21 protein-coding genes and 1 CRISPR repeat array are annotated in these 25,300 nt (G+C 56.2%); of the genes, 3 read left to right on the forward strand and 18 right to left on the reverse strand.

Going from position 1 to position 25,300, the window contains the following annotated elements:
- Window positions 1-38: 38 nt before the first annotated feature.
- From ABD796_RS07320 to ABD796_RS07335, 4 genes are all read right to left on the reverse strand, one after another.
- A complete protein-coding gene (locus tag ABD796_RS07320) occupies window positions 39-2,276 on the reverse strand; it encodes a helix-turn-helix domain-containing protein (protein ID WP_344905223.1) in 2,238 nt (745 codons plus the stop codon).
- An 18-nt stretch (window positions 2,277-2,294) separates the two neighbouring features.
- Window positions 2,295-3,893, reverse strand: coding sequence for a type 2 periplasmic-binding domain-containing protein (locus ABD796_RS07325; RefSeq protein WP_344905226.1), 1,599 nt, complete (start codon window positions 3,891-3,893; stop codon window positions 2,295-2,297).
- Between the two features lie 113 nt (window positions 3,894-4,006).
- A complete protein-coding gene (locus ABD796_RS07330; protein ID WP_344905229.1) occupies window positions 4,007-5,299 on the reverse strand; it encodes an ABC transporter substrate-binding protein in 1,293 nt (430 codons plus the stop codon).
- An 18-nt stretch (window positions 5,300-5,317) separates the two neighbouring features.
- Window positions 5,318-6,697, reverse strand: coding sequence for an ABC transporter substrate-binding protein (locus ABD796_RS07335; RefSeq protein WP_344905232.1), 1,380 nt, complete (start codon window positions 6,695-6,697; stop codon window positions 5,318-5,320).
- A 422-nt stretch (window positions 6,698-7,119) separates the two neighbouring features.
- Here ABD796_RS07335 and ABD796_RS07340 point away from each other — a divergent pair, with 422 nt between their 5' ends.
- Entirely contained in the window at window positions 7,120-8,901 is a 1,782-nt protein-coding gene (locus ABD796_RS07340) for a glycosyl hydrolase family 28-related protein (protein ID WP_344905235.1), read from the forward strand.
- Between the two features lie 234 nt (window positions 8,902-9,135).
- Here ABD796_RS07340 and ABD796_RS07345 read toward each other — a convergent pair whose 3' ends face one another.
- Window positions 9,136-9,822 carry an MIP/aquaporin family protein gene (locus ABD796_RS07345; RefSeq protein ID WP_344905238.1) on the reverse strand — a complete coding sequence of 229 codons (687 nt, stop codon included), beginning with the start codon at window positions 9,820-9,822 and terminating at the stop codon, window positions 9,136-9,138.
- Window positions 9,823-9,943: 121 nt separating this feature from the next.
- Between ABD796_RS07345 and ABD796_RS07350 the strand changes: the two genes are divergently transcribed.
- Window positions 9,944-10,510 (forward strand): hypothetical protein, encoded by a 567-nt coding sequence (locus tag ABD796_RS07350; protein WP_344905241.1) that lies wholly within the window; start codon window positions 9,944-9,946, stop codon window positions 10,508-10,510.
- A gap of 205 nt (window positions 10,511-10,715) precedes the next feature.
- A complete protein-coding gene (locus ABD796_RS07355; protein WP_344905244.1) occupies window positions 10,716-11,480 on the forward strand; it encodes an AAA family ATPase in 765 nt (254 codons plus the stop codon).
- Window positions 11,481-11,560: 80 nt separating this feature from the next.
- On the opposite strand, the gene ABD796_RS07360 is transcribed toward ABD796_RS07355, so the two are convergent.
- The 13 genes from ABD796_RS07360 to ABD796_RS07420 form a co-directional block, all read right to left on the reverse strand.
- Window positions 11,561-11,974 carry a RidA family protein gene (locus ABD796_RS07360; RefSeq protein ID WP_344905247.1) on the reverse strand — a complete coding sequence of 138 codons (414 nt, stop codon included), beginning with the start codon at window positions 11,972-11,974 and terminating at the stop codon, window positions 11,561-11,563.
- A gap of 10 nt (window positions 11,975-11,984) precedes the next feature.
- Window positions 11,985-13,103 carry a hypothetical protein gene (locus tag ABD796_RS07365; RefSeq protein ID WP_344905250.1) on the reverse strand — a complete coding sequence of 373 codons (1,119 nt, stop codon included), beginning with the start codon at window positions 13,101-13,103 and terminating at the stop codon, window positions 11,985-11,987.
- Entirely contained in the window at window positions 13,100-13,882 is a 783-nt protein-coding gene (locus ABD796_RS07370; RefSeq protein ID WP_344905252.1) for a creatininase family protein, read from the reverse strand. Before ABD796_RS07370 ends, ABD796_RS07365 begins: the two co-directional genes overlap by 4 nt.
- The gene (locus ABD796_RS07375) at window positions 13,879-14,625 is read right to left on the reverse strand and encodes an SDR family NAD(P)-dependent oxidoreductase (protein ID WP_344905255.1); all 747 of its coding nucleotides are present in this window, start codon (window positions 14,623-14,625) and stop codon (window positions 13,879-13,881) included. The genes ABD796_RS07370 and ABD796_RS07375 overlap by 4 nt, the downstream gene beginning before the upstream one ends.
- 764 nt (window positions 14,626-15,389) lie before the next feature.
- A CRISPR array of direct repeats spans window positions 15,390-15,691; the repeat unit is 33 nt; unit sequence GTTTCAATCCACGCACTCCATACGGAGTGCGAC.
- 281 nt (window positions 15,692-15,972) lie between these two features.
- Window positions 15,973-16,743 carry an IclR family transcriptional regulator gene (locus ABD796_RS07380; protein ID WP_344905258.1) on the reverse strand — a complete coding sequence of 257 codons (771 nt, stop codon included), beginning with the start codon at window positions 16,741-16,743 and terminating at the stop codon, window positions 15,973-15,975.
- Window positions 16,744-16,969: 226 nt separating this feature from the next.
- Window positions 16,970-17,893 carry a cysteine synthase A gene (cysK, locus tag ABD796_RS07385; RefSeq protein WP_344905261.1) on the reverse strand — a complete coding sequence of 308 codons (924 nt, stop codon included), beginning with the start codon at window positions 17,891-17,893 and terminating at the stop codon, window positions 16,970-16,972.
- 60 nt (window positions 17,894-17,953) lie between these two features.
- Window positions 17,954-19,291 (reverse strand): MFS transporter, encoded by a 1,338-nt coding sequence (locus ABD796_RS07390; RefSeq protein WP_344905264.1) that lies wholly within the window; start codon window positions 19,289-19,291, stop codon window positions 17,954-17,956.
- Window positions 19,292-19,477: 186 nt separating this feature from the next.
- On the reverse strand, window positions 19,478-19,951 hold the full coding sequence (locus tag ABD796_RS07395; protein WP_344905267.1) for a hypothetical protein: 474 nt from the start codon (window positions 19,949-19,951) through the stop codon (window positions 19,478-19,480).
- Window positions 19,952-20,050: 99 nt separating this feature from the next.
- A complete protein-coding gene (locus ABD796_RS07400) occupies window positions 20,051-20,470 on the reverse strand; it encodes a DUF350 domain-containing protein (protein WP_344905269.1) in 420 nt (139 codons plus the stop codon).
- Between the two features lie 118 nt (window positions 20,471-20,588).
- Window positions 20,589-21,278 (reverse strand): PspA/IM30 family protein, encoded by a 690-nt coding sequence (locus ABD796_RS07405; protein WP_344905272.1) that lies wholly within the window; start codon window positions 21,276-21,278, stop codon window positions 20,589-20,591.
- Window positions 21,279-21,404: 126 nt separating this feature from the next.
- Window positions 21,405-22,073: a tetratricopeptide repeat protein gene (locus tag ABD796_RS07410; RefSeq protein WP_344905274.1), complete on the reverse strand. Its 669-nt coding sequence runs from the start codon at window positions 22,071-22,073 to the stop codon at window positions 21,405-21,407.
- A 168-nt stretch (window positions 22,074-22,241) separates the two neighbouring features.
- A complete protein-coding gene (locus ABD796_RS07415) occupies window positions 22,242-23,810 on the reverse strand; it encodes a histidine kinase N-terminal 7TM domain-containing diguanylate cyclase (RefSeq protein ID WP_344905277.1) in 1,569 nt (522 codons plus the stop codon).
- A 376-nt stretch (window positions 23,811-24,186) separates the two neighbouring features.
- Window positions 24,187-24,996: a CPBP family intramembrane glutamic endopeptidase gene (locus ABD796_RS07420; RefSeq protein ID WP_344905279.1), complete on the reverse strand. Its 810-nt coding sequence runs from the start codon at window positions 24,994-24,996 to the stop codon at window positions 24,187-24,189.
- Window positions 24,997-25,300 lie beyond the last annotated feature (304 nt).

The following is a 25,300-nucleotide window of genomic DNA, read 5'->3' on the forward strand; positions in this document are numbered from 1 at the left end:
AAACGGAAATTCCGCACGTGGCGGGCATGATGTGCCGACTAAGAACGGATCGTTCCGACTCCTTCTCTGGCAGCTTCCGTTCTGCTCCTTCCTCTCGCGCCACGGTATTCCAGTGGCGTGACGCCTTCGCGTTTTTTGAATTTGCGGAAGAAATTGTTCGGATCGGTGAGCCCGACTCGCTCGACGATGTCTTTGATTCTCAAGTCGGTTCCGACCAGCAGCTCCTTTGCTTTTGTCATGCGAACGCCGTCTACATATTGCATGAGCGGGCTTCCGGTCTGATCCTTGAAGTATCGGGATAAATAGGAGCGCGAGACGCCAAGCGTGTCGGCGATGCCTTCGGAAGACAAGCTCCCGTCGGTGTAATGCTGGTCGATTAAAGCCAGCGCCTGCTCCAGCAGTTCGGCATTTTTACTCTCCTTGCGCGACGCGATATCGTCGCATACGCCCCCGCAAAACCGGACGACCGCAGTCTCCAGCTCGGCGATCGTCTCGAACCGGGTCGCGAACAGCTCCGTCAAGCTTGCCGCGGCTTCTTCCGGCAGCTCGATGCCCGACTCGGCAATCGTCTTCATAATCGTATGAATGAGATCGAAGGAAAGGCGTTCTCCCATATCGACATCGAGCGGCTGCCCGGATAGACTCGCGACGATTTCGCGAATTCGCGAGCTGGCTTCGTCCTTGTCTCCTTTGCGGATCGCTGCCGAAAGGAGCGGGTGAAGGTCGAACGGATAACGGTAATGATCTGGCTCCTTTTCCCGCAGGCTCGCGTAGACGAACGTTTTCCCCCCGCCGAGCAGATAACGGCTGCGCGCCGCGTAGTTGGCTTCGAGAAACGATTTGTAGATCAGATCGGGGCCCCCATATACGCAGCCGATTCCGGCCGTGAACGTAAAGCGGAAGTGGCGCTCGAGGAAGACGTTCGCCTTGTCCGCCAGTTCCTTCACCTGCTCTGCGCCGCAGTCCTCCTTCAAGCTCAGCACCAGCACGATGCTGCCCGGCTCCACCCCTTCCAGCGTCCAGCCCTGGCCGAGATCGCCGGCAAGCTCCTCCAGCACGTTTTTCAAGCTGAACAGCATGACAGCCGTACCGGAACGGATGCCGCCGACGGAGACTGGTCCGAAACGATCGATCAGCAGCTGCGCGACGACAAAGCGCTCGTGCGGGAAATCGGGCATGGCCGACAAGGCCGGCGACGTTTCGTCAGGTTCCTTCGATTTGCCGCGAATCAAATCGAGCAGCTCCTTTTCCATGACGATCCGCGACTGGCTCTTGATGACGGTATGCAGCCTGCGCTCGGTCCGGTACTGGCGCGCTCCAAGCACGAACGACAGCATGACGCTGACGAGCAGCACGCCGAGCACGGAAACCGCGAATACGGCGCGGCTTCGAATGACGGAGCCGAGCACCCGTTCCGCCGGCAAAATGCTAACGAACGACCAGCCGTTATATCCGGATACGATGCGAGTCACGAATAGCTTCTCCCCGTCAAGCGTAACGGTCCGCACGCTATCCCGCGGCAAGTCGCCGGGCAGCCGCTCGAGCAGCGGAGCCGCCTCTTCTTCCTTGCCGAGTTCCGCCGCATAAGCGATCAGCCGTCCGCGATCGTCGGCGATATAGGCATAACCCGCTTCGTTTTTGAGCACATTGCGGATCATGCCGCTCCATTCGCGCTCGTCGATCTGAAACAGGATCACTCCGTAAGGACGGCTTGCGTTCAACGGGAGCGGGTACAGATAGGTTGCCCGGTTGCGCGTCTCGACGCCGTTCAGCGTAACCGGCTCCAACGGACGGAGAAAGGGCTGGCGCAGCTGCGCGAACTCCGCCTGAAACATATCGCTGTCCCAGTTGGCATACCGATAGGCTTCTCCGAAAAAAGAGTTTAGGTCGTACATACCGCTTGCGGTATAAATACGGTCCCCGGACTTGCCCCGAAAATAAACCGCGATCTCGCCGGCAAAGCCGTTGGCCGCCTTGAATTTGGCCAAGCTTCGCACTTTCTGGCCCATCCGGTAGCCTTCGCTGGCCGGTACGTCGGAGACGAGATCCGGATCTCCGGCAATCAACTGGGCGATACGGTTCATATCCATCATGCGCGCATCCGTCACATCCCGCACCTGCTTCAGCATGGAGACGGACGTCCCGGCGATTTCCCGCTCCATGGAGCGGAAGAACGTCCCGTATACAGCGAGCCCTACGATAAACAGCGCGACGCATACGAGCGCGATGTAAGACAGCACATAACCGGCGAGCCCCCTTCCGGCATAACGAATCATGGCTATTCTCTCCTCGAATCAAGGCATGGCAAACCGTTTGTAAGCGGATGCATAAATCGCCATGTAGCCGGTCAGACCTTTGCGGCGTAACGATACCACATAATCGTCCCACGCTTCGAACGTTACCTCGCCGGTTATGAAACGATTGCGCATCTCGGCGACATAGCCTTGAATATCCGCGCTGTAAGCGATCATTAAATCGTTCTCGTCCGGCGTGTACGTAAAGCCCGGCCACACCTCGGCGGGGAGCGCCGGCTGGAGCCGGCTCGCCCCTGCCTGCGCCGACGCCGACGACTCGGCTCCCGGAAACGTGGTTTTCCGCACGATGCCCGGATATTCGGCGCGCGGCCAGATCAGGAATTGGCCGATTCTCCGTTCCGACTTGGCGTCTTCGCCTTGTCCGATCACGGCTGCTGTAGAATCGGAAAAAGCGGAGGCCCTTTCGGCCGCCGGACGGTACGTTTCATCGGGGGAGCCGAGGAAAAACAGCCGGTTCCCTTCCTCGCTATAGAAATAATCGGCCCAGCGGATCGCCGCTTCCGGATAACGATTCGCAGAAGTAACGGCGAAAGCCCCTGCGCGATGCAGCGGATGATGCACCCCGGCAAACAGCCGGTCTCCGCGGGGACCGGCGAGAGCGGCCCCTGCCGCGTATTCGCCTTCAACGGAGGACGGCGGACCGTTGCCGACGAAAGCCCCGACGGGTTCTTCGCGGATCAGACGCAAAAATTCGCTCTCGTTGATCGCGAACAGGCGATTGTCGAGAAGCCCTTCTTCGTACAGGCGACGCATGAATTGAAGCATCTCCTTGTATTCGGGACTCGTCGGAATAAACCTCAACGCCCCCGATCTCGGGTTGACGTCCACAAACGGGTGCTCGGCACCGCGATTACCCAAACCCCAGGCCCCTTTCAGTACAAGCTCCAAGGAATCGATATCCTGGACGAGCAGGGCGGTTTCATCATGCTTGTAATTGCCGTTCCTGTCGCTCGAGGCGAATCGCTTCAGCAAGCGGTACAGCTCTTCCGTCGTTTCCGGCGGTCTCTCGCCGAGCGCCGCGAGCCAGGACCGGCTCAGCCACAGCTTCTCTCCGGTCAGCATGGAGCCGAATTCCGGATCGTACAGCATCGGGAGCGAATAAATATGGCCGTCCGGCATCGTCAGCCCCCGGCGCACGTCCGGATAACGGTCCAACAGCGCTTTCAAATGCGGGGCTTCTCGGTCGATCAGGTTTTCCAGCGGAATCAAAACGCCCGAAGCGCCGTAACCGACCAGCTCGAGCGGGGACAGCTGCGTGCCGTACAAGATGTCCGGCCACTCCCCCGGGCTGCGGGACAGCAGCAGGTTGCGCCGGTCCGCAACTTCCGAAGCCGGTACGGTTTGCCAGTCGATATGAATGCCGCTCAACCTCTCATATTGCAGCCACAGCGGCATCCGGTTCCAGTCCGAGGCAACGGCCGGAGAGTAGCCGGCAAACGCTTTTATGGTAATCGATTGCTCTTTGTTATCGTTTTGTTCCACAAGCCGTGCCGCCGTTAGGCCAAGCGCGCAGCAAACTCCGACGAGCACAACGGCCGCCGTCGCCGCCAATCCCATCCTCCTGGTTGTCGACTTCATGCTCCGCCTCCAGTCCGTCCAACGAACGTCACCCCTATTGTAAGGGATCGATGAAGGCTTGTACATAGGGCCCGTCGACTGTTATCGGGACGGATAACGCTTTTGCCGGCTTGCTATTGGAGCCCGTCCAGCAGTTTATTCACTTCTTCGTTTGCCCCCCGCAGCGCCGTATTGACATCGACCTGCTTGTTGTAGTAATTGACAAAATGCTTTTCCAGTATGGTCCCTACTTGTCCGACGTATTTCCCGCGGTTTTTCAAATCGACGGCATGGCTTTTGAAAATGCCGGTCATGTTTTTGCCCTTCAGCTCCGGAATATCGGCGCCTAGCTGGTTATTGAATGCCGGGTCCTGCATGGCCGTTTGCCGGGCCAGCTTCCTGGCGATCATGGACTGCATCTCGTCCGACACGAAAGCCGCCAATACTTGCATCGCCGCATCCTTATGCTTGCTCGTGCTCGTAATGGCGAGCGATCCGGCGTTGACCTCGTCGAACACGTCCTTATGTCCGGGCAAGCTCGGGTATTGGACGACATCCCAGTTCATGCCCGATTTGCCGGCGTCGGCCAGCAGCGTCAGCAGATTGACCGTAGCGTACATGGCCAAATTCCGTTCTTTGAGGAAGCTGTCGTTTCTCACCGTTGTAAACGGAACGGGCGCCTCGTTGCCCGGGATCGAATGAATGCTGTTCATCAGCTCGAAAGCCGACCGCCATTCCGGCGTTTCGAACGTGCCCTTCTTGTTCCGGGGGTCGTACAAGGAAGCTCCCATAATGCGTCCGAACCGCTGAATGGCATACTGCGCCAGTCCTTGATACTTGGTTCCACCGTCTGTCCGGGACACTTTGCGCGCCAGCTCGATCGTCTCTTGCCAGGTCATCCCGTCCCGGGGGTATTCCACCCCGAATTTATCGAAAATATCTTTGTTGTAATATAAAGCGATAAAATTTTCCCAGAACGGAAGACCGTTCAGTTCGTCCGCCTTGGTCACGCGATGGGCGTTCAGTGCAACCTGATCGAGCTTGCTCAAATCCACCTTGTGCTTTTTGACCAACGGGGTAATGTCAGTCAGCAGACCGAAATCGAGATACGAGTCGATGTTTCCCGTATGCGTAATAATAATGTCCGGCGTATCGCCCGTGGTGATCAGGTTTTCGATTTTTCCGGTTAGTTTTTGGATCGTAATGTGCGGGTACTGCTTCATCGCCAAGGCGTACATCATATCCAACTCGGCTTCCGGCAGTCCTCCCGTGCTCAGGATCGTAACCGTAACCGGCTCCGCTTGAGCCGCCGCTTCCGGAGCGGAAGGACGTTCCGACGGAGCGCTTGCCTGTTCTGTGCCGCACCCTCCCATCGCGGCTGCCGCCGCCACCAATACGGATAAAGCTAAACCGGATTTTCTGTACATTGCCATTCCCCCTGCTGTTTATTTTTTTCCGAGCTGCGTGCCCAGATAACTGTCGATTTGCTCGTCGGCGTCGCGCAAAGCCGTATTCAAGTCTTTCGCGCCGCTTGCATAGTCCTTGAAGTTGTTCAGTCCGAATGCCTTCGTGTCCGAATAATAATTCGTTCGAATTGGCGAAGGAATCCTGTTGCTTTTGAAAATGCTTCCGATACGCTTGTCCTTGACGAAGTCCATGTCCGATGCGAACGCCTTCTGGAGCGCCGGGTCCCGAAGCGGCGACAAGCGGGCCGTTTCCTTGGTCATAATCAGCTGCGTCTCGTCCGAAGTAACCGCTTCCGCCACAAGCATCGCGGCATCTTTGTTTCTCGCCGTTGGGGGGATGACGAGTATATGCGCGTCCACATCGGTATTGACATGCGGAGCTCCCGGTATGCCGGGGTATTCCGCAACATCCCAATCGAGTCCTTGCGCCGTCGCGTCTCCGAGCTGGTCGAACAAGTTGACGGTGGCCATCATCGCTACGGCGCCTTGCAGAAAGTCGGCGATTCCGTTGCTCGCGTTGACGTCCTTCACTTCATTGCCGGGAATCGTATAAATCGTTTTGGCGATTTCGAAAACGGTTCTCCAGCCCGGATTCATCATATTGGATCTCATCGTTGTCCGATCGGCGTAATCAAGAGCCGCCTGGCGAGCGATCCGGCTCATGCCTTCCGGGTCCAGTCCGCGATAGGCAACGCCCCCCTCCCGACGGGAAAGCTTCTTCGCGATCTCGATCGCGTCGTACCAGGTCATGCCGTCCAGCGGGTAGGGGACGCCGAACTTGTCGAACAGCCCTTTGTTGTAATACAAGGCCGTAAAATTAACCGCATAGGGAAGACCGAGCAGCTCTCCCCGGTCCGTGCGCAACGAATCGAGAATAGCGCGGTCGAACCGGTTCAGATCGATGCCATGCTTGCGAACGAGAGCATTGATATCCCCGACAATGGCCTTATCGTACAATTCCTGCAACAATCCGTTATGCGTCTGGATCAGATCGGGTATATCGCCCGCAGCGAATATATTGGTCAAATTGCCGCCCATCCGCTTGACCGTAATGTGCGGATATTTGCGAAGGACCGGCTGTACGATAATTTTGTCGAAATCGGCATCGGTGAGCGGCATCGCCGGGTAAAAGCCAACCGTTACCGGCAACGGCTGCGCCGCCGCGGCTCCATCCGGCACGCCGGCCACCGCTTCGCCTGACGGAGAAGCCCCCTGGGCCTCCTCCTTCTCCTCGCATGCGGCGAGCAGCACGACCAGCACCAAACATGCGAGTCCCGTTAGCAGCCCCGCGTTCAAGCGCTTCTTCAACCGTTCGCCCCCCTGCCCTCCTTTCTCCCTGCCGCTTGTTCCGCTTCTCATACGCTTCTCCCCTTCTCCTCCCAAACGGCCCGGTACGGACGGAATCCCCGATTCCATAATGACCGTTCCGGCGTCCGGGAGTATAGTCGCAATTTGTATTTGGTACTTTCAATTTGTTACGTTCCCCGTTGTAACGAAGATTTCGCTTGTCCTCATTCTTATATAGCCATGCGCCGGGAATCGGCCTTCCGCGATCCGGCTTGGCGCGCCGTTCCGGGCATTATCCCGACAAGAAAGCCTCTTATGCCTTATCGTAATGGATTATGCATGAACGGGGTACTGTAACTTTTTGAATATCCGAAAGACAAATTGCAAGTATACGGCCGGGCGCCCTTTGTCCGATGATAAAGGAAGAGAGGCGGATTGTCCGCGCGAATGGTCTGTCGTCGCCAAGCCGCCTTTACGACAAGGAGGGAAATAGGATGCATAATTCGAAACAGACGGAACCGGAGCAGCAGGGTACGGATCAACAATGGAGCCGAAGAAAGCTATTGGCGGCGATGGGCATCTCCGGGGCGATACTGGGAACGCAATCTTGGCTGCCGACGAGTTTCGCCGATTCGAGCGTTACGGAAAGCGTGTACGGGACTTGCGACGGGCTGGAAGAGCAGATTACCAAGTTGAAGAGGGACGTAGAGGAGCGCGGGCTGCTTGCTATCGACTTCGGGGCGGCGGGCGACGGGACAACCGACGACACGTCAGCGATCCAGGCGGGAATCGATGCTATCGCGGCAAGTGGCGGAGGGACTTTGGTGCTAACCGGCATTCATCTTATTACGCATATGCTCGATTTAAAGAGGCAGGTCGCTTTGTATTTTGTCGAAGGGTCCAGGCTGCATTTGAAAGCGAATACAAAAGGATTGAATATGCAGCAGGATACGGCTCTCCTCGGAAAAGCGTATCTGTATGTCGACGTAAACGGCTATACGGAATCCGCCTTGTACCTCAACGCCGCTCTCGTCACCGGTGTATCCTATCAATATACGTATATCGAAACGCTCCGCATAGAAGGGAATGTGCTGAACAATACGGGAAACGGCATTCATTTGGATGCCGCCTCCGCTCCGTCCAGACTCAGTTTCGTGAGGTTCAACAATTTGCGGATCAGAGGCTTCGGCAAAGGGATTTTCATGGACGCTCCTCCCCATGTCGGCGATACGGTTAATTATAATTACATCACCGGGAACATTCTCAACAATGTGGTGATCAGCGATTGCGATTATTATATTTACGGGACAGGCGATCATACGGCGCTCAATCAGGTAGACGGCAATACGTTCAACAACGTGCAGCTTCAGTACAATAACCGGTGTAAAGAAATGATCCATTTGGAAGGCCGGGGCAATATCGTGAACGCTTTTATTTGGGACGCCATCAATAAAAATTGCCTGATGGTCAACCTGACGCCGTCGACCCGGCAAAACCAGATCTTTTTAAACTTTTTGGACGGCAGCAACTATATAGACGCGGGGCAATACAATTATTTGAGTTTGCGCGACCTGAACGGCCACAAAATCCCGTATAAAGAAAAATTGACGTATTTGCCGAGCGGCGATTACCGGAAATACAACGGGGATTACGAAGATATATTTCACGCCGCGCCCGTCCTTCATCAAGTATCGATCGTAAGCGGGGCGGATAAGATTGTCGAAGGGAATCTGGACCATGTTTTTCAAGGAAAAACCAATCAATACTTGAGGCTGAATTTGGCGGGGGGTGCCGTCTTTGCATTTGAGGTCGTCTTTAACGGCAACCATTATTACGGAAACGCCAACGATTATGTCACCGGCGGCATTGAAAATGTGGGGATTTACTTCATGTACAATCGATGCCCCGAACAAATCCGGCTGGATGTAACCGATTTGGACGGGGTGCTTTACACAACCGTACAAGATATGCAGCATATGCGGTATTTGCCCGCTTACACGCTAAGAAGCAATGTGTTGAACGGATTGATGAAAGGAGTGCGCAAAATCAAGTTTACGTTTACCGGGCAATATGCCGTGGACGTACGGCTAGGCCGGGTATTCGGTCATTCCTACTCGATCGGCGGGAACAAATATTTGGCCAATAGCGGCGATTACGTTGCCGGAGATTTGACCTTTATCCAAAGCGGTCATGGCGTCGTGCTCACTTCGCCCAACGGAAGCAAATTCAAGCTGAAAGTTTCCGATAGCGGAGCATTGACGATCGTCGAGCTGTAAGGCCGCCAACCGGGGGCGGCACGGCTATCGGATGGATGGCCGAAGTCTGCCCTGTATGCGAGAGCAGTGCTTCCCCTGCGTCTTTCATCCCGGCCCATCCGCCCGGTCGGATGGCCTTGCCCGATACGGTCTGGCCATCCGCGTTTCACTTGCATCAATGAAAACCGTTTCCGCGGAATAAAACACGCCTGCTTTGCGAGCCGACGTGCAGCCGCGACGATCCGCAGAGCGGAGTTAGCCCGCTTTGCGGACGTTCAGTGTCCGGAACGCGATAGCGGCGAGCGCCGCTCCAACGAAAGGCGCCGTCACGAACACCCACAGCTCGGAGAGTGCCTCCCCGCCAAGCAGAATGGCAGGTCCGAAGCTGCGCGCCGGGTTGACCGACGTGCCGGTCAGACCGATGCCGAGCAGATGGACGAGCGTCAGCGTAAGCCCGATGACCAATCCCGCCACCTTCCCGTTCGCCGGCTCGGACGTAACCCCCATGATCGCGTAGACGAACACGAAGGTCAGCACTATCTCCACGATGACAGCCATCAGAGCAGAGATGCCGATGCCGTAACCGTCTCCGTAGCCGTTCTGTCCAAGGTTGGCGGCCGTCTTGCCGGCGGAGTGGAAGATGGCGTACAGCAGCGCCGAACCTGCCACGGCTCCTGCGGCTTGCGCAACAAGATACGCAATAAAATCGCGGCCGGACAGCTTTCCTCCAATCAGCATGGCCAGCGATACGGCCGGATTCACATGGCAGCCGGAGATCGGGCCGATTACATACGCAAGCGCCACGATCGACAAGCCAAACGCCAGGGCGATGCCCGTGTACCCCAGCTCCCCTCCCGCCGTAGCCGCGCTGCCGCAGCCGAACAGCACAAGAACGAATGTGCCGATCATCTCGGCCGTTACCTTTTTCCCTAATGAATACATACGATCCCTCCTCGTATATGGGTATGAGTCCCGCTTTAGTATAGAGAACGGAACTGAACAAAAAATATACGCTCTGGAACATTTTGGACCTCTGCCGCGTCTGTTAGGGGGGGTGATCGCCATGGCAAAAAAAACGCTGTTCTGGGCAGTCTGTGGAATGCTCGCTCTAGGCATGTGGCTGTTCGTTGTACCGGATCAGGCATCGGCCTGCTCCTGCGCCGGTCCAAGACCGGTAGCGGAGGAGCTCGTTCGCAAATCGGCCATTTTTAGCGGCAAGGTCGTTTCGGTGGCTAAGCCGAAAGGCCTGAACGTGTCTACCGCCGATTTGGTGGCCGTGAAATTGCAAGTGGAGGACGTATGGAAAGGACAGGTTAGTGCCGAAACAGTCGTCTACACGGCATCCGCTTCGCCGAGCTGCGGGTACGAAGGATTTGCCGCCAATGAACGGTTTATCGTCTTCGCTTATGAAGCCGACGGAAAACTGAAGACTGGACTGTGCGAACGGACGAAGCCGCTTGCCGCCGCAACCGAGGAGCTTGCCGCCTTGGGTGCCGGATACGCTCCGGTCGCGGGCAGCGGACCGGAGGACCGTTCGCGATCCATCGTGCCGGTTTCCATCGCAGCCGGCGTGGCCGCCGCCGCTGTAGCCGCCGTCCTGCTCTTCGCGCTAAGGCGGAAGCGCCCGTAACGATGCGTACCACAGCTGGATGAACACCGGACGATTCGGCTGCGCGCGCGCGTCTCCCGGCATGTTCCGTCCATGGCAACCGCTTTAGAAAGCTCTGTCGGCCCTCCGAATGCCGATAGGCAGCCGGATCGGGTTCATAGTATACTATGGAAAATACGCAGGGCGTTCGGGCAAAGCCCAAGGGGCGCGACAGGAGCTGATCACGATGGATTTACGCGATCCTTACCTCAGAGGGGTCGAACTCGACAGGACGGGCATTCCTTCCTTCCGGCAATACCCGTTTCACCTGGGTGCCATTCGCAGCCTGCACCGATTGGAGCTGCATCCCCAGGTGACCTACATCGTCGGCGATAACGGAGCGGGTAAATCCACTTTGATGGAAGCGATCGCCGTTGCCTGGGGGTTCAACCCGGAAGGCGGTACGAAAAACTTCAGCTTCGCCACGCGCCCCTCCCATTCCGCGCTGCACGAGCATATCCGGCTGGTGCGGGGAAGCCGCAAGCCTCGCGACGGTTTTTTCTTCCGGGCGGAAAGCTACTACAATCTGGCGACGCATATGGAGGAACTGGACAACGACTTTTCGTTCGGCCCGCCGATCCGCGATTCGTACGGAGGCCAATCGCTGCACGAGCAGTCCCACGGGGAATCGTTTTTTGCCGCGTTCCTGCACCGGTTCGGCGGACAAGGGCTGTACATTCTCGACGAGCCGGAAGCGGCTCTGTCCCCGCTGCGGCAGATGGCCATGCTCGCCCGCATGCGTGAGCTGGTGGAGGCAAGCTCGCAATTTATCATCTCGACGCATTCCCCGATCTTGATGGCCTATCCGGGAGCGACGATCTATCAACTGACGGCGGACGGCATCGAGTTGAAAGCCTACGAGGAAACCGACCCCTATATCATTACGAAGCAGTTTCTCAACAACCGGGATAAAATGCTGAACGAGCTGTTCGGCAGCGGACACTCCACCTAAGCGGGCAAACGCAAGCGCCGCCCCCGGAGTTAGCCGGGGGCGGCAGCGTCGTCGGATGCTCCTTTTTTCAAGGCACCCTACTAATAATAAGTTTTGTCGGCTTCCGTCGTCGCGATGGCGTCGATCTCCAGCAGCAGATCATAGTTCAGTTCGCAATAAACGACAGTACGCGCCGGATAAGGGGGCTGAAAGTAATGCCGGTACAGCTCGTTAAAGCGAATATACAAGCTGCGGTCGGATAAGTACACCGTCATCTGAACGATATTGTCCAGCGTTAACCCGGCCTTGGCCAGGATATCCGCAATATTGCGCATCGTAAACTCCATCTGCGTCTCCAGGTCCGGACCAGCCACCCTCCTGGCCTGAAGATCGATCCCCGCCTGACCGGATACGTACACGGTCGAGCCGCTGCGCACCGCCATCGAGAAAGGCGGTCGCTGCAAAATGTTTTCCGGCGAGGCCTGATTCGCGTGCTGCTCTCCCCTGCTGCTCATGTTCGTCCGATCAACTCCCTTTCTCCACATCGTATTGAATATCGAGCAGCGGCGTATCGACCCGGTTGCGGGTATACAGCGACTCCATCCCGTAGTCGATCAGACCGGTACTCATATAGACGCGTTCCATCGGAAACGGCTCCTTGCCGCTTATGATAAAGTTTTCCACCAGCCTGGTCAGCCTCTCGAAATGGCCAAACGGACGGCCTTTCTCGCTGTCGCAGCGGGCTGCGGTCACCCCCCCGTTCTCCGTGCGGAAGGCATAGCCCCACTGATCGACGAGATCCTTGAACTGGATCACATACCCTTTCGTACCGTCCGCATAGTCGGCGGCGAACAGCACCGGATCGGCTTGCTGCACGCGCGGATGACCGCCGGGGACGTCAGGGTAGGCCCCGAGCGCCTGAAGCATCAGCTGCTCCGGCCATTCGCCGCGGTCCATCGCCTCCCATACGTCCGCTCCCTCCAACGCCCAAACGGATCGCACGCCGCTTTCCCCTCCGCGCCGTTTCTCGGCAAGCGATTGAAGCACCTCCAGCCCGTGGTAGCCGTATGCCTCGATCGAGGTCGAGAAGCTGATGATCAACCATTCGCTGGCCGACACGAGCAGCTCCGGATCGTATGCCGGGACCGGGTCCGTATGGGGAATCGAGGAGCCTGCCATAAACGGAATCCGCCTGCGCTTCAGCTCGTCGTACATCCATTTCGCCTCGCCCATGTCGTAGGACAGATGCTTGTCGGAGAAGATGGGCACCGTCAACGCAAGCCCATCCAACGCCTCCAGCGTTTCCTTCAGCAGCCGGTAACGAGGATACTGCTTCTGCCGCTTCTCGTTCACGGGATAATCGCCATGCTCCCCGATAATAATGATTCCGTCGATCGTTCCGTCGATATGGGGCGCCCGGACCGTTTCCTCAATCGTCGGATAAATCGGCACGCCCCGCTTCGCCGCCATCTCCCGGCTCATATCGTTGTCGGGCACTTGGTCCGTGTAGATTGAGACGACCTCCACTTGCGGCGTATAGTCGAAATCCCCCAGCAGCCTGCCAAGAATGACATCGGCATGGGCGTTGAACCGGTACTCCGTCACAATAACCGCTACCCGCTTCCGTCCCTCGCGATAACTCATACGCTTTGTTCCCCTCTCTCCATCGCCTGAACCGTGCGCACGAGCCAGCCGGATACGCTATCCGCGATCGTCTGCACATACAAGCGCCCCTTGTCCGCAGTCGCCCGCACAGGCGCGTCCGTGAAGCCGTCACAGCCGGTCAGCTCGCCGTGCCTTCCTACAAACGCCCCGGCAGGACCGGCGAAGATCCAATCCCGTTCCGGATGGGACGTACCGATCCGGTCTTCGCGCACGAGCTCCGGAGCCAGCGCCATCACCGCCGAGGTTTCGAACCCGCCGGCATGGCCCGGCACTGGTCCTACCTCGCTTGCCTCGATATGCTGGAGGCTTTCGCGCGCCAGCGACCAATACGATGCAGCTGCCGTCCAGATCGGATGACGGACGGCCAGATCGTTAGCGACCTGCTGCATCATCGGTTCGTTGCCGCCATGGCCGTTCAGGAAAATGATTTTGCGGAAGCCGTCCTTCACCAGGCTTTCCCCGATATCCCTCAGCACCTGGAAGTATGTCATCGGAGAGAGCGAGATCGTGCCTCCGAACGATAAATGATGCTCGGAGCAGCCAATCGGCAGGACCGGCGCCAGCAGCAGCGGCACCTCGGCCCCGGCGCCGCGGACCGCTAGTTCCGCCACGCGGCCGGCAATCAGCGTGTCGGTATGCACCGGAAGATGCGGACCGTGCTGTTCGGTGGCAGCCAGCGCAACGAGGACCGCTCCCCCGTTCCGGGCAAATTCGCCGATTTCCTCGCGCGTATGTTCATGCATCCAAATCGATTTCATAAGTGGAACCCCCCGTCGACGGTATAAAGCGATCCCGTCACATAAGAAGCGGCGTCGGAAAGCAGGAAAGCCGCCACCTGATTAATCTCGTCGGCTCTGCCACTGCGGCCGAGCAGCGTCTCCTTGCCGATCGATTCCCGCTGGGCGTCCGACATCGACGCGAGCCGCTCATCGGACTTGAAATCTCCCGGCAGCAACGCGTTCGCCCGAATGTTGGAGTCTGCGTAATCCTTGGCGATGACACGCGTCAGTTGATTGACGCCCGCCTTGGCCGCCCCGTAGCTGGCGCAGCCGCTCTTCGGTATATGGCTGAGCACCGACGACGTATTGACGATAGAGCCGCCTCCAGAGCGAATCATTAGCGGTAACGCGTATTTGCAGCATAAAAACGTACTGGTCAACGTTCCGGTCATCGTTTCTTCCCATTCTTCGAGCGACAGCTGCAGAATGGGCTTCCATACGTTCTTGTACGCATTGCAATACAGACCGTCCAGCCGTCCGAAGCTGCGCTCGGTCTCCTCCATAAGCGCTTTCACCTGATTCTCGTCCGCCGCATCGGACTGAATGAACCGAAACCGGTCTTCTCCGTATTGTTCCTTTAAAGCCGCAACGCGAGGCGCTTGTTCAATCGGAACGACATCGCTCGCCATCACGTTCGCCCCCAGTCCGAGAAACATCGGTACGGCGGAACGCCCTAGCTGGCCGAGCGCTCCGGTGATGAGAATCGTTTTCTCTTGAAGCATGCTTCGCTCCACCCCTATCCACGCTTCTATTGTTCCTTCTACTGCTTGGCGCCCGATCCCCGGATCGTCCCGAATCGGTTCGCCGGATCCGCTTCACCCATACGAGCGGCTGCACGGATCGTCCGCTCACGACTCCATGGTAACGCGGAAGGTCGAATATTTCAACATATTTTTCATATTTATAAATCTTATTTGTATATACGAAAATGATTCCTCCTATTCCCGTAACTCCTCTCGGATCGAAACCGAATCTCAAGCTTTTTAAAAGGGACGTCAAAAAGCCCCCACCATAAATAACGGAAGGAGCAGGAACGCTCACAAACATCCTTTATACCAGATATGGCCGGATCGTCCAACGATACCCGGCGTCCTTCGCGAGCGGAGACGTAACAAGCCAATACCATGCGCAGCGAGGTGCGGTCTTCTTCCGCCGTGGCCAGCTTCGTCCTCGCTGCGTAAGAAACGCGCCAAAGGAGCGGTCAGACCGCCGATGCGAAACCGCTGGTTCGGCGGTCTGGCCCATTCGCTTGCTATCCAACCGTCTCGGTCCGGATCGAACCGTTTCAATCCGACGCCGCCTCTCAGCCGTAGCGTACGGCTCCAGCCCGAAGGATTCCTTTACCTTGTCCAGTCTGGCCGCATTGTGATACTAGCCGGCGATGACGTGAACGCCATGGTCTTCCTGCCTCCAAACGTCGCCATAAGTTCACTCACTCCATACGGAGTGCTCTTAACGTAACTTATTGTCTTCAGTAAAGTGTTTTGTTTCAATCCACGCACTCCATACGGAGTGCGACGATCATCGCGAGCGGATCGGCCCCGCCATATGGGTTTCAATCCACGCACTCCATACGGAGTGCGACACCGGAATATGACGGTAGCTTTCCTTCCCAAAAGTTTCAATCCACGCACTCCATACGGAGTGCGACGAGCTCCGTCGCGATCTTGTCGAACTGGTTCGTGTTTCAATCCAGGCATTCCATACGGAGTGCGACCGGAGCGCCCGTACCATCAATGACAATGTGGTACAAACGTTTCAATCCAGGCATTCCATACGGAGTGCGACAGCGAAAAAGGTCACATCAATGCCTAATTCGCATGAAAAATAACAAGTATCAAGAGAATCAATCGAAAACAAACATAAATCCAAACTTGACTTTTTTAGACTCCGCTTAAAAACGACTAAATCCGACAAAAACTGAGGTGCGAAGGAACCGGGATTTTTATGGGAGCTTCCCATTCGCACCGCCGCAAATACAGCACCATCCATCCCATTCTCACGAATGATATGGCCAGCAGCAAAGCGCTTGCGTACAAAAACCAAATCCGATATAGAAAGAAACCTCTTCAATTTTGACAATATACCCGATAAGTCAGCTCCCGACATCCTTGCCGGACCCATTCCTTGGCGCGGCTCCAACTTTCAGCGGAAATACGCCCAGTCGGAATGGAAATGCTGATCGACGCCACGATGTTTCCTTCCGGGTCGTAGATCGGACCGGCGATACAGTGCACGTCGCTAACCGTCTCGCCCATATTGAACGCGACGCCATCCTTGCGCGCCTCCTCCAACTGGGCCAGCAGCGCGTCGACCGACGCTATCGTATTCGGCGTCAGCGGCTTTAACTCGCCCGACGGGTACATCTCGCGGATTTCCGCTTCCGTGCAGTTGCACAGCAGCATTTTCCCTGAAGCGCTGGCGTACAGCGGCAGCGTCTTGGCAAACTGCGTGGTAAAGCGCAGCGGCGCGGGAATTTGCTTCTCCGCGATGTAGATCAATTGATCGCCTCCGCGCACGCCCAGAAATACCGTCTCGTTCAGATTGTCGACGATTTTATCGGCGACCCGGTAAAACTCCGAAATCAGGCTTGTGCTGCCCATGTAGCGCGTGCGGATTTCAAATATTTTGTAGCCCAGCCGAAACAGCTTCCCCGAACGATCCGTCTCCAGGTAGCCGCGGGCAAGCATATTCTGCACCAGCATATAGGCGCTGCTCGTCGGCATGTCCAGTTTGTTGGCGATATCCGTAATATTGTAGCCGTCCAGTTCATCGGCAAACAGCTCCAAAATATCCAATACGCGGTCGGCCGACTTGACTTTATGCACCTTATTGTCCAAAGCATCCAAACCTTTCGAAAATAAATTCACATATATGAATAAGTCTAGTCGAGATTCCCCTTAGTTGCAAGCATTAAAAAAACCGGCTCACGAAGAACCGGTTTCCGAGATCAAGCTTCAGGGTTTGTACAAAGCCAGAACCAATTCTGCACATTCGGAAAGGTACGACCTTTTGCGTTGCAAAGGTTTGGGCCCTTCAGGAATCGGGTTAAGATCTGACTTTGTACTAGCCGAATATGTTCATGCTCAAATACCGTTCGCCCGTATCCGGGGCGATGCACAGTACGCGCTTGCCTTTGCCCAACTTCTTGGCGACCTGCAGCGCCGTCCATACCGTAGCACCAGCCGAAGGCCCGACCAGAATGCCCTCGCGGGCGGCCAACTCCTGAGTCGTGCGAATCGCATCCTCGTCGGCCACCTGGACGATCTCGTCGTAGATGTCCGTATTGAGAATCTTCGGAATGAAGCCAGGGCTTGTTCCGACCAGCTTATGCGGGCCCGGTTGTCCGCCGGACAGCACCGGCGAGCCCTTCGGCTCGACGACGTAAATGCGCAGGTCCGGAAGATGCTCGCGCAGCGCTTCGCCGGTTCCGGTAATCGTCCCGCCCGTTCCGGACGATGCAACAAAAGCGTCGAGCCGGCCTTCCGTCTGCTCGAGGATCTCAAGCGCCGTCGTGACCCGATGGATATCCGGGTTGGCCGGATTTTCGAACTGCTGAGGAATAAAGCTGCCCGGGATTTGCGCTTGAAGCTCGACCGCCTTGGCGATTGCTCCTGGCATCCGCTGAGCGGCGGGAGTCAGCACGACTTCGGCCCCGTATGCCTTCAAAATATTGATCCGTTCCTTGGACATGTTGTCCGGCATGATCAGGATGGCACGATAGCCCTTGGCCGCCGCGTTCATCGCCAGCCCGATACCGGTATTGCCGCTTGTCGGTTCGATAATGGTCGCGCCCGGAAGCAGCCGGCCGTCCTTCTCCGCCTGTTCGATCAAATTGAATGCCGCCCGGTCCTTGACGCTGCGGCTCGGATTGAAGTATTCCAGCTTGACGTAAACTTCGGCATCGTTTTCTCCGACCAGCCGGTTTATTCGTACCGCCGGAGTGTCTCCGATCAGCTCGGTGACGCTCTGCACCATCTTTTTGCTCATTTCGCTCACGTACCCCTTTGCCTTGATGTACGTCCATTATACCATAAATTCATGGTAACGTTATCGGATTTTATCCGATTGGACAGCGACCGGGTTAAGTCTGCGGCGCATAAACGCCCAAGCGAGCAAAGGGGAACTGCCGATTCCGAGCAGCAGCCAGCTAATCGCGGCGGGAGCGGTCGTACGGGTGACGACCGCGATAAATACGATCGTGCCGACCATCCGACCGACGTTCAGACCCAGCTCGCGCAGCACGACATACTCCACGCGATGCTCCGCGCTCTCACGGTCCCGGCCGATCAGATCGAATACCGAAGAGGTCATCGGCACGATGAACAATGGGATGAACAATGCCGTCCCAATGCCGAACAGCAGCAGAGTGGGGTAGCTGACGCTCCAGAAAAAGGGCACGATCACGACGATCATCGCGGCAACGCCGACGAGCATGCCCCAGCTTCGGTAAGCCGGCTTCAACCACTTGCCGGCCGCATAAAAACTGACGAGCGCAACCGCCGAGCTGACGAAGGAAAAGGTGCCGATCCGCAGCTCGCTTTGAGTAGCGATATAAACCATTAACCCGATTAAGAAGCCGAATACGCCTTCCCGCACGCCCTGGGCCATCAACGCCAGGAAAACCGGCCTCCACGGGCTGCCTGCCTTCAGCAGCATCCGGTAGCCATGCGTCCATTCGTACCGGCCCGACACTTTCCGCTTGCGCAGAAAAAAGCTCACGATGACTCCGCCGACAAAAATGCCGAGCGAGATGGCGAAGATGAGCCGGTACCCGCTCGTATCCGGCATCCGGGTAATCAGCCAGCCGGAGATCCACGGGGCGATCATGCCTGCCCCCGAGCCGAGCAAGCCGGACCAGCCGTTGAACCGGTCACGGTTATCCGCCGACGTTACTTCGAAATAAACCACATTAAACGATAACCAGAATAGCCCGGACGAAATGCCCTGCACGATGCCTAGCAGCCATACGTAATAGACCGCCTGCTGCTGAAGCAGCAGCACGAGCATGTAGAACAATGCGGCGACGGCTACCCCCAGCCGCAGGCTGACCATTTTGTTGTGCTCCTTCACCCATTTCCCGGCGAGCCAGAACGTCAGCCCCATCGTCACCTGATGGGCGAAGGCGAACCAGCCGATCAGGGCGAAATCATTTTTTGCTTTCCATAAATACACGTTCACGAATGTTCCGGATAACGCATTGGCTGCGGCGAACAGGCCGTTGACCAACAACAGAAGCCACGTCTGCGCATCGAAGCGGGCAGGGTGACCGCCTCCGGTACGTCGATCGCCTTCGCCTTCAGCCGATTCCCGCGCAGAGAGGCCTCCGAAGCCCGTTCGCGCTCCGCGGACAGCCGCATTCCCGAAACGTTGTTTGTCCTGCTGCATGTCCCTCACCTGTATGCTGAATTTGCCACCGAGATACGGTTCATGCCGCAAACTCCAATGGTTGTAAAGTCGCAAGCCTTCTTAACGTTCCCCACTTCCCGCGAAAAATGCCAAAAACCCCCGAAGCCGTAAAACAAGCCTCAGGGGTGAAACAAAACCATTGGAATTTGCCAAGCACGCAAATACTCAGCCTTCCTCGTTATGCGGGCGCGACCATTCGCTGACCAGCCGCATCCGATCTTCGTCGGACAAGGAGTGATGAACCTGGAAGCAGGAAGGACATACAAACATATGCAGGCGGAACGGCGGTTTAATAAAAGCGGGAGCCGGTCCGTTTGGAATGAACGGCGTGAAGCGCTCGTCCTCGACCAGAACGTTCCCGGCCAGCACCATTTCTTCCTGGCAGCGGGCGCATTCCATGCTGTCCTCTTGCTGCTCCAGCCTTTTCTTGATCGCCAGCCCGTAGCTGTTCAGCTCCGTTAGTTCGTCGCCGTCCTCGGTTAGCTCCAGCTCGTCGCCTTCCAGATGAACGCGCAGGCTGCGGTAATCGTTCAATTCATTAAAGCAGTGCGGGCAGGAGTCCTCGGGCCCGATCTCCTCGTCCCATACAATTTCCGTCTGGCACCACGGACAAACCGTGGCCGATTCCTTGTCGCTCATGACCATTCCTCCGTTCAAGCGTTATTAACGAAATAATAAACGCCCACAGCCAGAAACGCAAGCGCGACGATCAGCAGCGTTCCCCATAAATATTTCATATCAGGTCACGCTCGCTCCGACCACGTATGAAATCGATACGGACAACACCATGGACAGCAGCCCGACAGCCTTGTTGTCCTTCTGAATTTCTTCGTCGATTTTGAATACCGGGGTCAAAAATTCGAAAATAAAATAAGCCACCAGCAGCAGCACGAAACCAAAGCTCGCCCACAAGATCGAATGCAAAATGGTATCGTTGTTCAAGATAGAGAAACGGAAAATGTTGCAGATACCGAATATTTTACCGCCTATAGCCATCGCCACGGAGATGTTGCCTTTCTTGATTTCCGCCCAATCGTTGTAGCGGGTGACAAACTCGAATATCGCCAAAAAAACAATAAGCGCCAAGATGGCGATCGAGAAAAAAGCGAGCGTTTCCAAATAAGGGTTCGACAACAGTACATCCACCTCTTCATTCATCTGATTCAGCCTCCTTTACGGGAAAATGGCTGAAAGAGACCGCCGAACATGGCGAAGATCGGCCCGGTTCGGGCCGATCCCGCTTCTGTTCCAATTCCGCCGTCTCTTTGTTTCCTGATTAGTCCAAAACGCGCTGTTTTTTGGCAGCCAATTGGGCTTTCATCACCGCGAGCTCGTCTTCCACGCCGCCGCCGTTTTTGTCCAGTTGGGCCAGTTCGTCGTCGAGCGTACGGTTCGAGCTGCGAATATCCTTGCTCGCTTCCGCTTCGGCTTCCATTTGCAGCACTTTTTCCGTCATGCGGTCGAAGCCTTTGGTCGCATTGTCCGTACCGAAGCCGCTCATCGCCTGGTTGATTTGCTTTTGCGCTTTCGCCGACTCGGCGCGGGCGATCAGCAAGTCCTTCTTGTTCTTCATCTTGCCGAACTCGTCTTTCATCTCGCTCAGCTGACCGCGAAGCTGGTCGGCGTTTGCCTTGGCGATGTCGTATTGACGCTTGTATTCGTCGTAACGGGTTTGCTGCTCTTTCTTATCCTGCAGCGCCTTGCGGGCCAATTCCTCGTTGCCTTGCTCCAGCGCCTTCATCGCTTGCTCGCCGCGGCGGTTGACCATATCCTCGGCTTCTTCCGTTTGCTGCTTGAATTTTTTCTCAATAGCGATTTGCTTCGCTACCGCGCTTTCGGCTTCCAGAATGTCCTCTTCCATATCGCGCAAAAACTGGTTCAGCATTTTAACCGGATCTTCGGCTTTGTCAAGCAGATCGTTGATCGAAGCCACAGTCAGGTCGCGAAGTCTTTTGAAAATTCCCATTGTCAGGTTCCTCCTCGGTATTGGGTTCGTTCATAACTTCCAATTGGATAACCAACGCTTTGTTGTGTTCACATCCATTTCATACGCAGACCGAACCAAGAAGTTTCAAAACGGGATTCGCTTTTTTCAAAAAAGCTGCCGCCATTTCGACAAGATCGCCCAGCGCCGTTCGACACGTCTCTTATAGCGGGGCAAGCCGCGATAGAGCTGTAGAGCATCGGCGTAAGCTCGCTTCGCCTCCGCCCGGTTTCCGAGTCGTTCATAGATGCGGCCAAGCTTGTAGCAGCCCTCGCAAGACGAGGAATTCGCTTGCCGGAACCGCTCCAGATAGCCGATCGCTTCCTCGGGGCTAATCGAGGCGAACGCTTCCCCCAATCGCAAATAAGGCTCCCCGTACTTGACGCGCGGATTCATGTCCAGACTTTCCTCGATCAGCCTGCGGCCTTCCTCCAGCTCGCCCAGCTTTAACCGGCATAAGCCGATTTCGTAAACGACGTCGGCGGAATCGTAGATGGGGCGAACTTGCTCGAGCAGGTCGAGCGCTTCTGCGTACTTTTGTTTCTCGATATAGAGACGGGCCGCCTCCAGCTTGTTCCCGGCATGATGGGGAGACAAAGCTAGCTCCCGCTTCAGCCGCGAAAGCTTCCGATTGCGGCGGAACGGCTTCACCAAGCTGGGCGACAGTCCGATAAAGCGGCGGTCCAGCATATAAAGCAGCACGAGCATCACCAGAAGAGCCAAGAACGGATTTCCCACCAGCCACCAGATCAGGGCAAACAGAAAAAATTTGCTCAACTCTTCACCTCCGCCTCCATTTTACCATACCCGAGCCGTTACACCTATACATGAAGATGGAAATCCGCTTCCTTATTCGTCTTATTGGGAGTGCCTAAATCGGCGACAGCTTCCAAACCGTCATGGGCGAACCAGCGCAGGCTTGACGGCACGCCGCCCTTAAGTGCGTTAGCTGTCCTTGGACTTTGCAGGCTGGTGCACGCTGACCCTGTTGCGGCCGCCGCGCTTGGACACATACAAAGCTTCGTCGGCGGCCCGCAGGAGCGATTCCAACGTATCGCCGGTTTGTTCGGCCTGCGCCGCTCCGAAGCTGGAGGTGACGGCGATCGGACCGCTTGCCGTCACCAGCGGCTCGGCTTCCAGCGCCGCGCGCAAGCGCTCGGCCAGCTCGGCAGCCTCCGGCCACGAAAAGGACGGAAGGGCGAGCACGAATTCCTCGCCGCCATACCGGCCGAACAGCATATCCGCAGAGAGCATCGGTTTGCACAGAGAGACGACGTGAACGATAAGCCGATCGCCGGTCTCGTGACCGAAGCTGTCGTTAACCCGCTTGAAATGATCGATATCGAACAGCACGACGGAGAACGGCTGTCCTTCGGCGAGGGATTCCTTCAGCATCTCCCGGCTTCGGTGGATGAACTGCGTGCGATTGTATATCTGAGTGAGCCCGTCATAGAAGGCCATATGCTCCAGATGACGCTGCAGCCGCTTAAGCTCCGTTACATCGATCAGTAGAAGCAGGCTGCCCGCCAGACCGCCATTGCGGTGCCGGACGACGGAGACGCGAACCTGGTAGCAGCGCTCCTCTCCTCCGGCCATCCACGCCAATTCCCCCTGCATGCCGTCGGGATGACGGGCGACGGGAAACGGAGATCCGGTCAGACTGACCCACACCTCATCCAGCGTGCTGCCAATCCGGGAATGCCGTAGCGAAGGAATCATGATTGCGGCAGCCCGGTTGAATTCGATCAACCGTTCCGCAGGGTCAAGCACGATAACCCCTTCCCCCATGCTTTCGAAAATCGTTTCTTTGGCGATCGGTACGACAGTCAGCATGCGAGCGGACACCATTGCCCAAATGTATAGGGCGGAGGTGATGCACATGACGATCGGCACGGGATCGAGCCCGCCCGGCGCCGCTCCCAACAAATAGAGAAAAGCCGCGGTCATCGGAACGAATTGTCCACAGATCAGGGTTACCAGCTGCAGCCGGTACGTCTTGCTCGTCTGCCTCCAACGGCCGATTAACAGCACGACGGCAGCCAGCAGACAGCTGAACGTATAGATGCCATGAACGATGTACCATTCCCCGATCTCCAGCTTCACCAGCGAAGCCGGCATCCCTTCCCGCAAGTACATCGCCTTGTAGAACAGATGATGATAGTCGTTGGTCGCCACCATAGCAAGGGTGATCGACGGAATGATGAACATCGCCGCAGCCGTCTTCGGCGATACGTTTCTGCCGAGGTAATTCAACACAAGCATCAAACCAAGCGCCGCGGAGAACGGCATGCCGATATACTCCACCGTCGTCCATATCTTGACTTCCGTTAACGTGGTACTGGCGAGCCCGAATGCATAACCGAAGCAGTAAATCGATAGCGCTGCCGTGTATAGGATGAAGATGCCCGCTCCCGGAATTTCGCTTCTCTTGGAGAATGCGTAAACGCTGAGAAACACGTTGAATACACCCGATACGCAAACAAGCGTAATGTACAACGTCAATAACGAATCCATCTGCTGACTCCACCCTTAGTGTCGTTATATCCATCGTACCATAACGATAGTTGGCTAGTGCAAACGATTTTTTCCCTTGTTCTACCAAACGCTTAGAGTTTTCGAAAAGGGAAAGCCCAGTTGACCGAGACAACCGTTATCAAGCTGCGCGACGCGTTTCTGTACGGCTTCAGCTACACGGTCGTTTTACACATTCTAGATGCTGTCTTCAAGCAGTCAAAAACGCCGTCGCATAAATTTAACTGCGGATGCCAAACATCCCGCCTCTGATCTTAAGGGCGGGATGTTGATTTCTACTATGATTGATCAAAAGCCAATGGGCCAATGTCATCATGACCTATGCACCAACGATGATCATGACGACCGCACGGATGATTCAGCTGACTCGTCGTGACACGCTATGGGCGCTATCGCGTCGCTTTTCACGGCGGAGGATGATCGGAACCGTGATCACTGCAGCGATCGCCAACAGCGGAGCTAGTATACCAGCGATAGGAAACGACGACGTGCCATGCGAGAAGATGCTCAAGTCCCAGAGTCCGTGCAGGATCATGGAGGCCACGAGCGATCCGGTAGAGCGCCGGGCAAGGTAGAAGATCGAACCAAGGCCGCAAGCCATCATTACCTGGAACAGGACACCCGCCCCGAGGCCCAGGAACATGCCCGGCAGGTGGAATACTGCGAACATCGCTGTTGATAGCAGCCAGACCCCGGTTTCACCGAATCGGCTGCGCAGAGCGACTATCAATTGACCTCGGTGGATTATCTCCTCATTGAAGCCGACCAGGATGCTGCCGACGAAAAGATACAGCCACATGAGGGGCGTGACACGGGTGAAATCGGCGATCAGCATGTTCACGATCGCGATGACTGTCATGATGATCGGGAGAGTCATCGCCCATCGAGAAAGACTCCGCTTTTCAACTAGGCTGGGGCGCCACCATCCGTAGATCGTGACTATTGTGAAGGCCAACACAGCACCGCCGAACGTTGGTGCTACGTACCAGAGCAGAAGGGTCTGCTCACTCTCGCCTATTCGCGGGTAGTCGACGCCGTTGAGCACGAAGATACCGTAGAAGACTGCAATGTAGAGGAAATAGCCGAGAACACCCCATCGAACGCGGGGACGAACTCGAAGGGCAGAATCCAAAGATCCTTGCAGCATGTCCCTATTGATTGACATCATCAACACTCCCACTATAAATTAGTATTTTCTTTCATTTACTCTTGTTTTCTTAAGATTCCAACTGTTAATTCCTAATATACGGATATTTATTAGATAATGATTGCTGTTCCGCTGACAGCAACCATTAGAATACCTTGACGGACTACGACTCCCATTGGCGAAGTTTCCTTTGCGTCTCTTGCCCCCTCACTTACAATTCTAGTAGACCAATTTAAACAGAAGCTAAACAAATGGATGAAAACCAGCTAAATTTTTTGCTGCTGCCGTTTAGGTTCTGTTTAAGCAAATATGCTACGATGGCCGA

The sequence above is a fragment of the Paenibacillus hodogayensis genome (assembly GCF_039536325.1).
Classification (GTDB): Bacteria; Bacillota; Bacilli; order Paenibacillales; family NBRC-103111; genus Paenibacillus_AB; species Paenibacillus_AB hodogayensis.

Bases quoted from the DNA above. Each gene is read 5' to 3' on its own strand.
- ABD796_RS07415 (WP_344905277.1), bottom strand. From the start codon at position 23,810: ATGGATTCGTTATTGACGTTGTACATTACGCTTGTTTGCGTATCGGGT.
- ABD796_RS07375 (WP_344905255.1), bottom strand. From the start codon at position 14,625: ATGCTTCAAGAGAAAACGATTCTCATCACCGGAGCGCTCGGCCAGCTA.
- ABD796_RS07360 (WP_344905247.1), bottom strand. From the start codon at position 11,974: ATGAGCAGCAGGGGAGAGCAGCACGCGAATCAGGCCTCGCCGGAAAAC.
- ABD796_RS07420 (WP_344905279.1), bottom strand. From the start codon at position 24,996: ATGATGTCAATCAATAGGGACATGCTGCAAGGATCTTTGGATTCTGCC.
- ABD796_RS07350 (WP_344905241.1), top strand. From the start codon at position 9,944: ATGGCAAAAAAAACGCTGTTCTGGGCAGTCTGTGGAATGCTCGCTCTA.
- ABD796_RS07340 (WP_344905235.1), top strand. From the start codon at position 7,120: ATGCATAATTCGAAACAGACGGAACCGGAGCAGCAGGGTACGGATCAA.
- ABD796_RS07320 (WP_344905223.1), bottom strand. From the start codon at position 2,276: ATGATTCGTTATGCCGGAAGGGGGCTCGCCGGTTATGTGCTGTCTTAC.
- ABD796_RS07325 (WP_344905226.1), bottom strand. From the start codon at position 3,893: ATGAAGTCGACAACCAGGAGGATGGGATTGGCGGCGACGGCGGCCGTT.
- ABD796_RS07400 (WP_344905269.1), bottom strand. From the start codon at position 20,470: ATGAATGAAGAGGTGGATGTACTGTTGTCGAACCCTTATTTGGAAACG.
- ABD796_RS07335 (WP_344905232.1), bottom strand. From the start codon at position 6,697: ATGAGAAGCGGAACAAGCGGCAGGGAGAAAGGAGGGCAGGGGGGCGAA.
- ABD796_RS07345 (WP_344905238.1), bottom strand. From the start codon at position 9,822: ATGTATTCATTAGGGAAAAAGGTAACGGCCGAGATGATCGGCACATTC.
- cysK (WP_344905261.1), bottom strand. From the start codon at position 17,893: ATGAGCAAAAAGATGGTGCAGAGCGTCACCGAGCTGATCGGAGACACT.
- ABD796_RS07395 (WP_344905267.1), bottom strand. From the start codon at position 19,951: ATGAGCGACAAGGAATCGGCCACGGTTTGTCCGTGGTGCCAGACGGAA.
- ABD796_RS07355 (WP_344905244.1), top strand. From the start codon at position 10,716: ATGGATTTACGCGATCCTTACCTCAGAGGGGTCGAACTCGACAGGACG.
- ABD796_RS07390 (WP_344905264.1), bottom strand. From the start codon at position 19,291: ATGCAGCAGGACAAACAACGTTTCGGGAATGCGGCTGTCCGCGGAGCG.
- ABD796_RS07370 (WP_344905252.1), bottom strand. From the start codon at position 13,882: ATGAAATCGATTTGGATGCATGAACATACGCGCGAGGAAATCGGCGAA.
- ABD796_RS07365 (WP_344905250.1), bottom strand. From the start codon at position 13,103: ATGAGTTATCGCGAGGGACGGAAGCGGGTAGCGGTTATTGTGACGGAG.
- ABD796_RS07330 (WP_344905229.1), bottom strand. From the start codon at position 5,299: ATGTACAGAAAATCCGGTTTAGCTTTATCCGTATTGGTGGCGGCGGCA.
- ABD796_RS07405 (WP_344905272.1), bottom strand. From the start codon at position 21,278: ATGGGAATTTTCAAAAGACTTCGCGACCTGACTGTGGCTTCGATCAAC.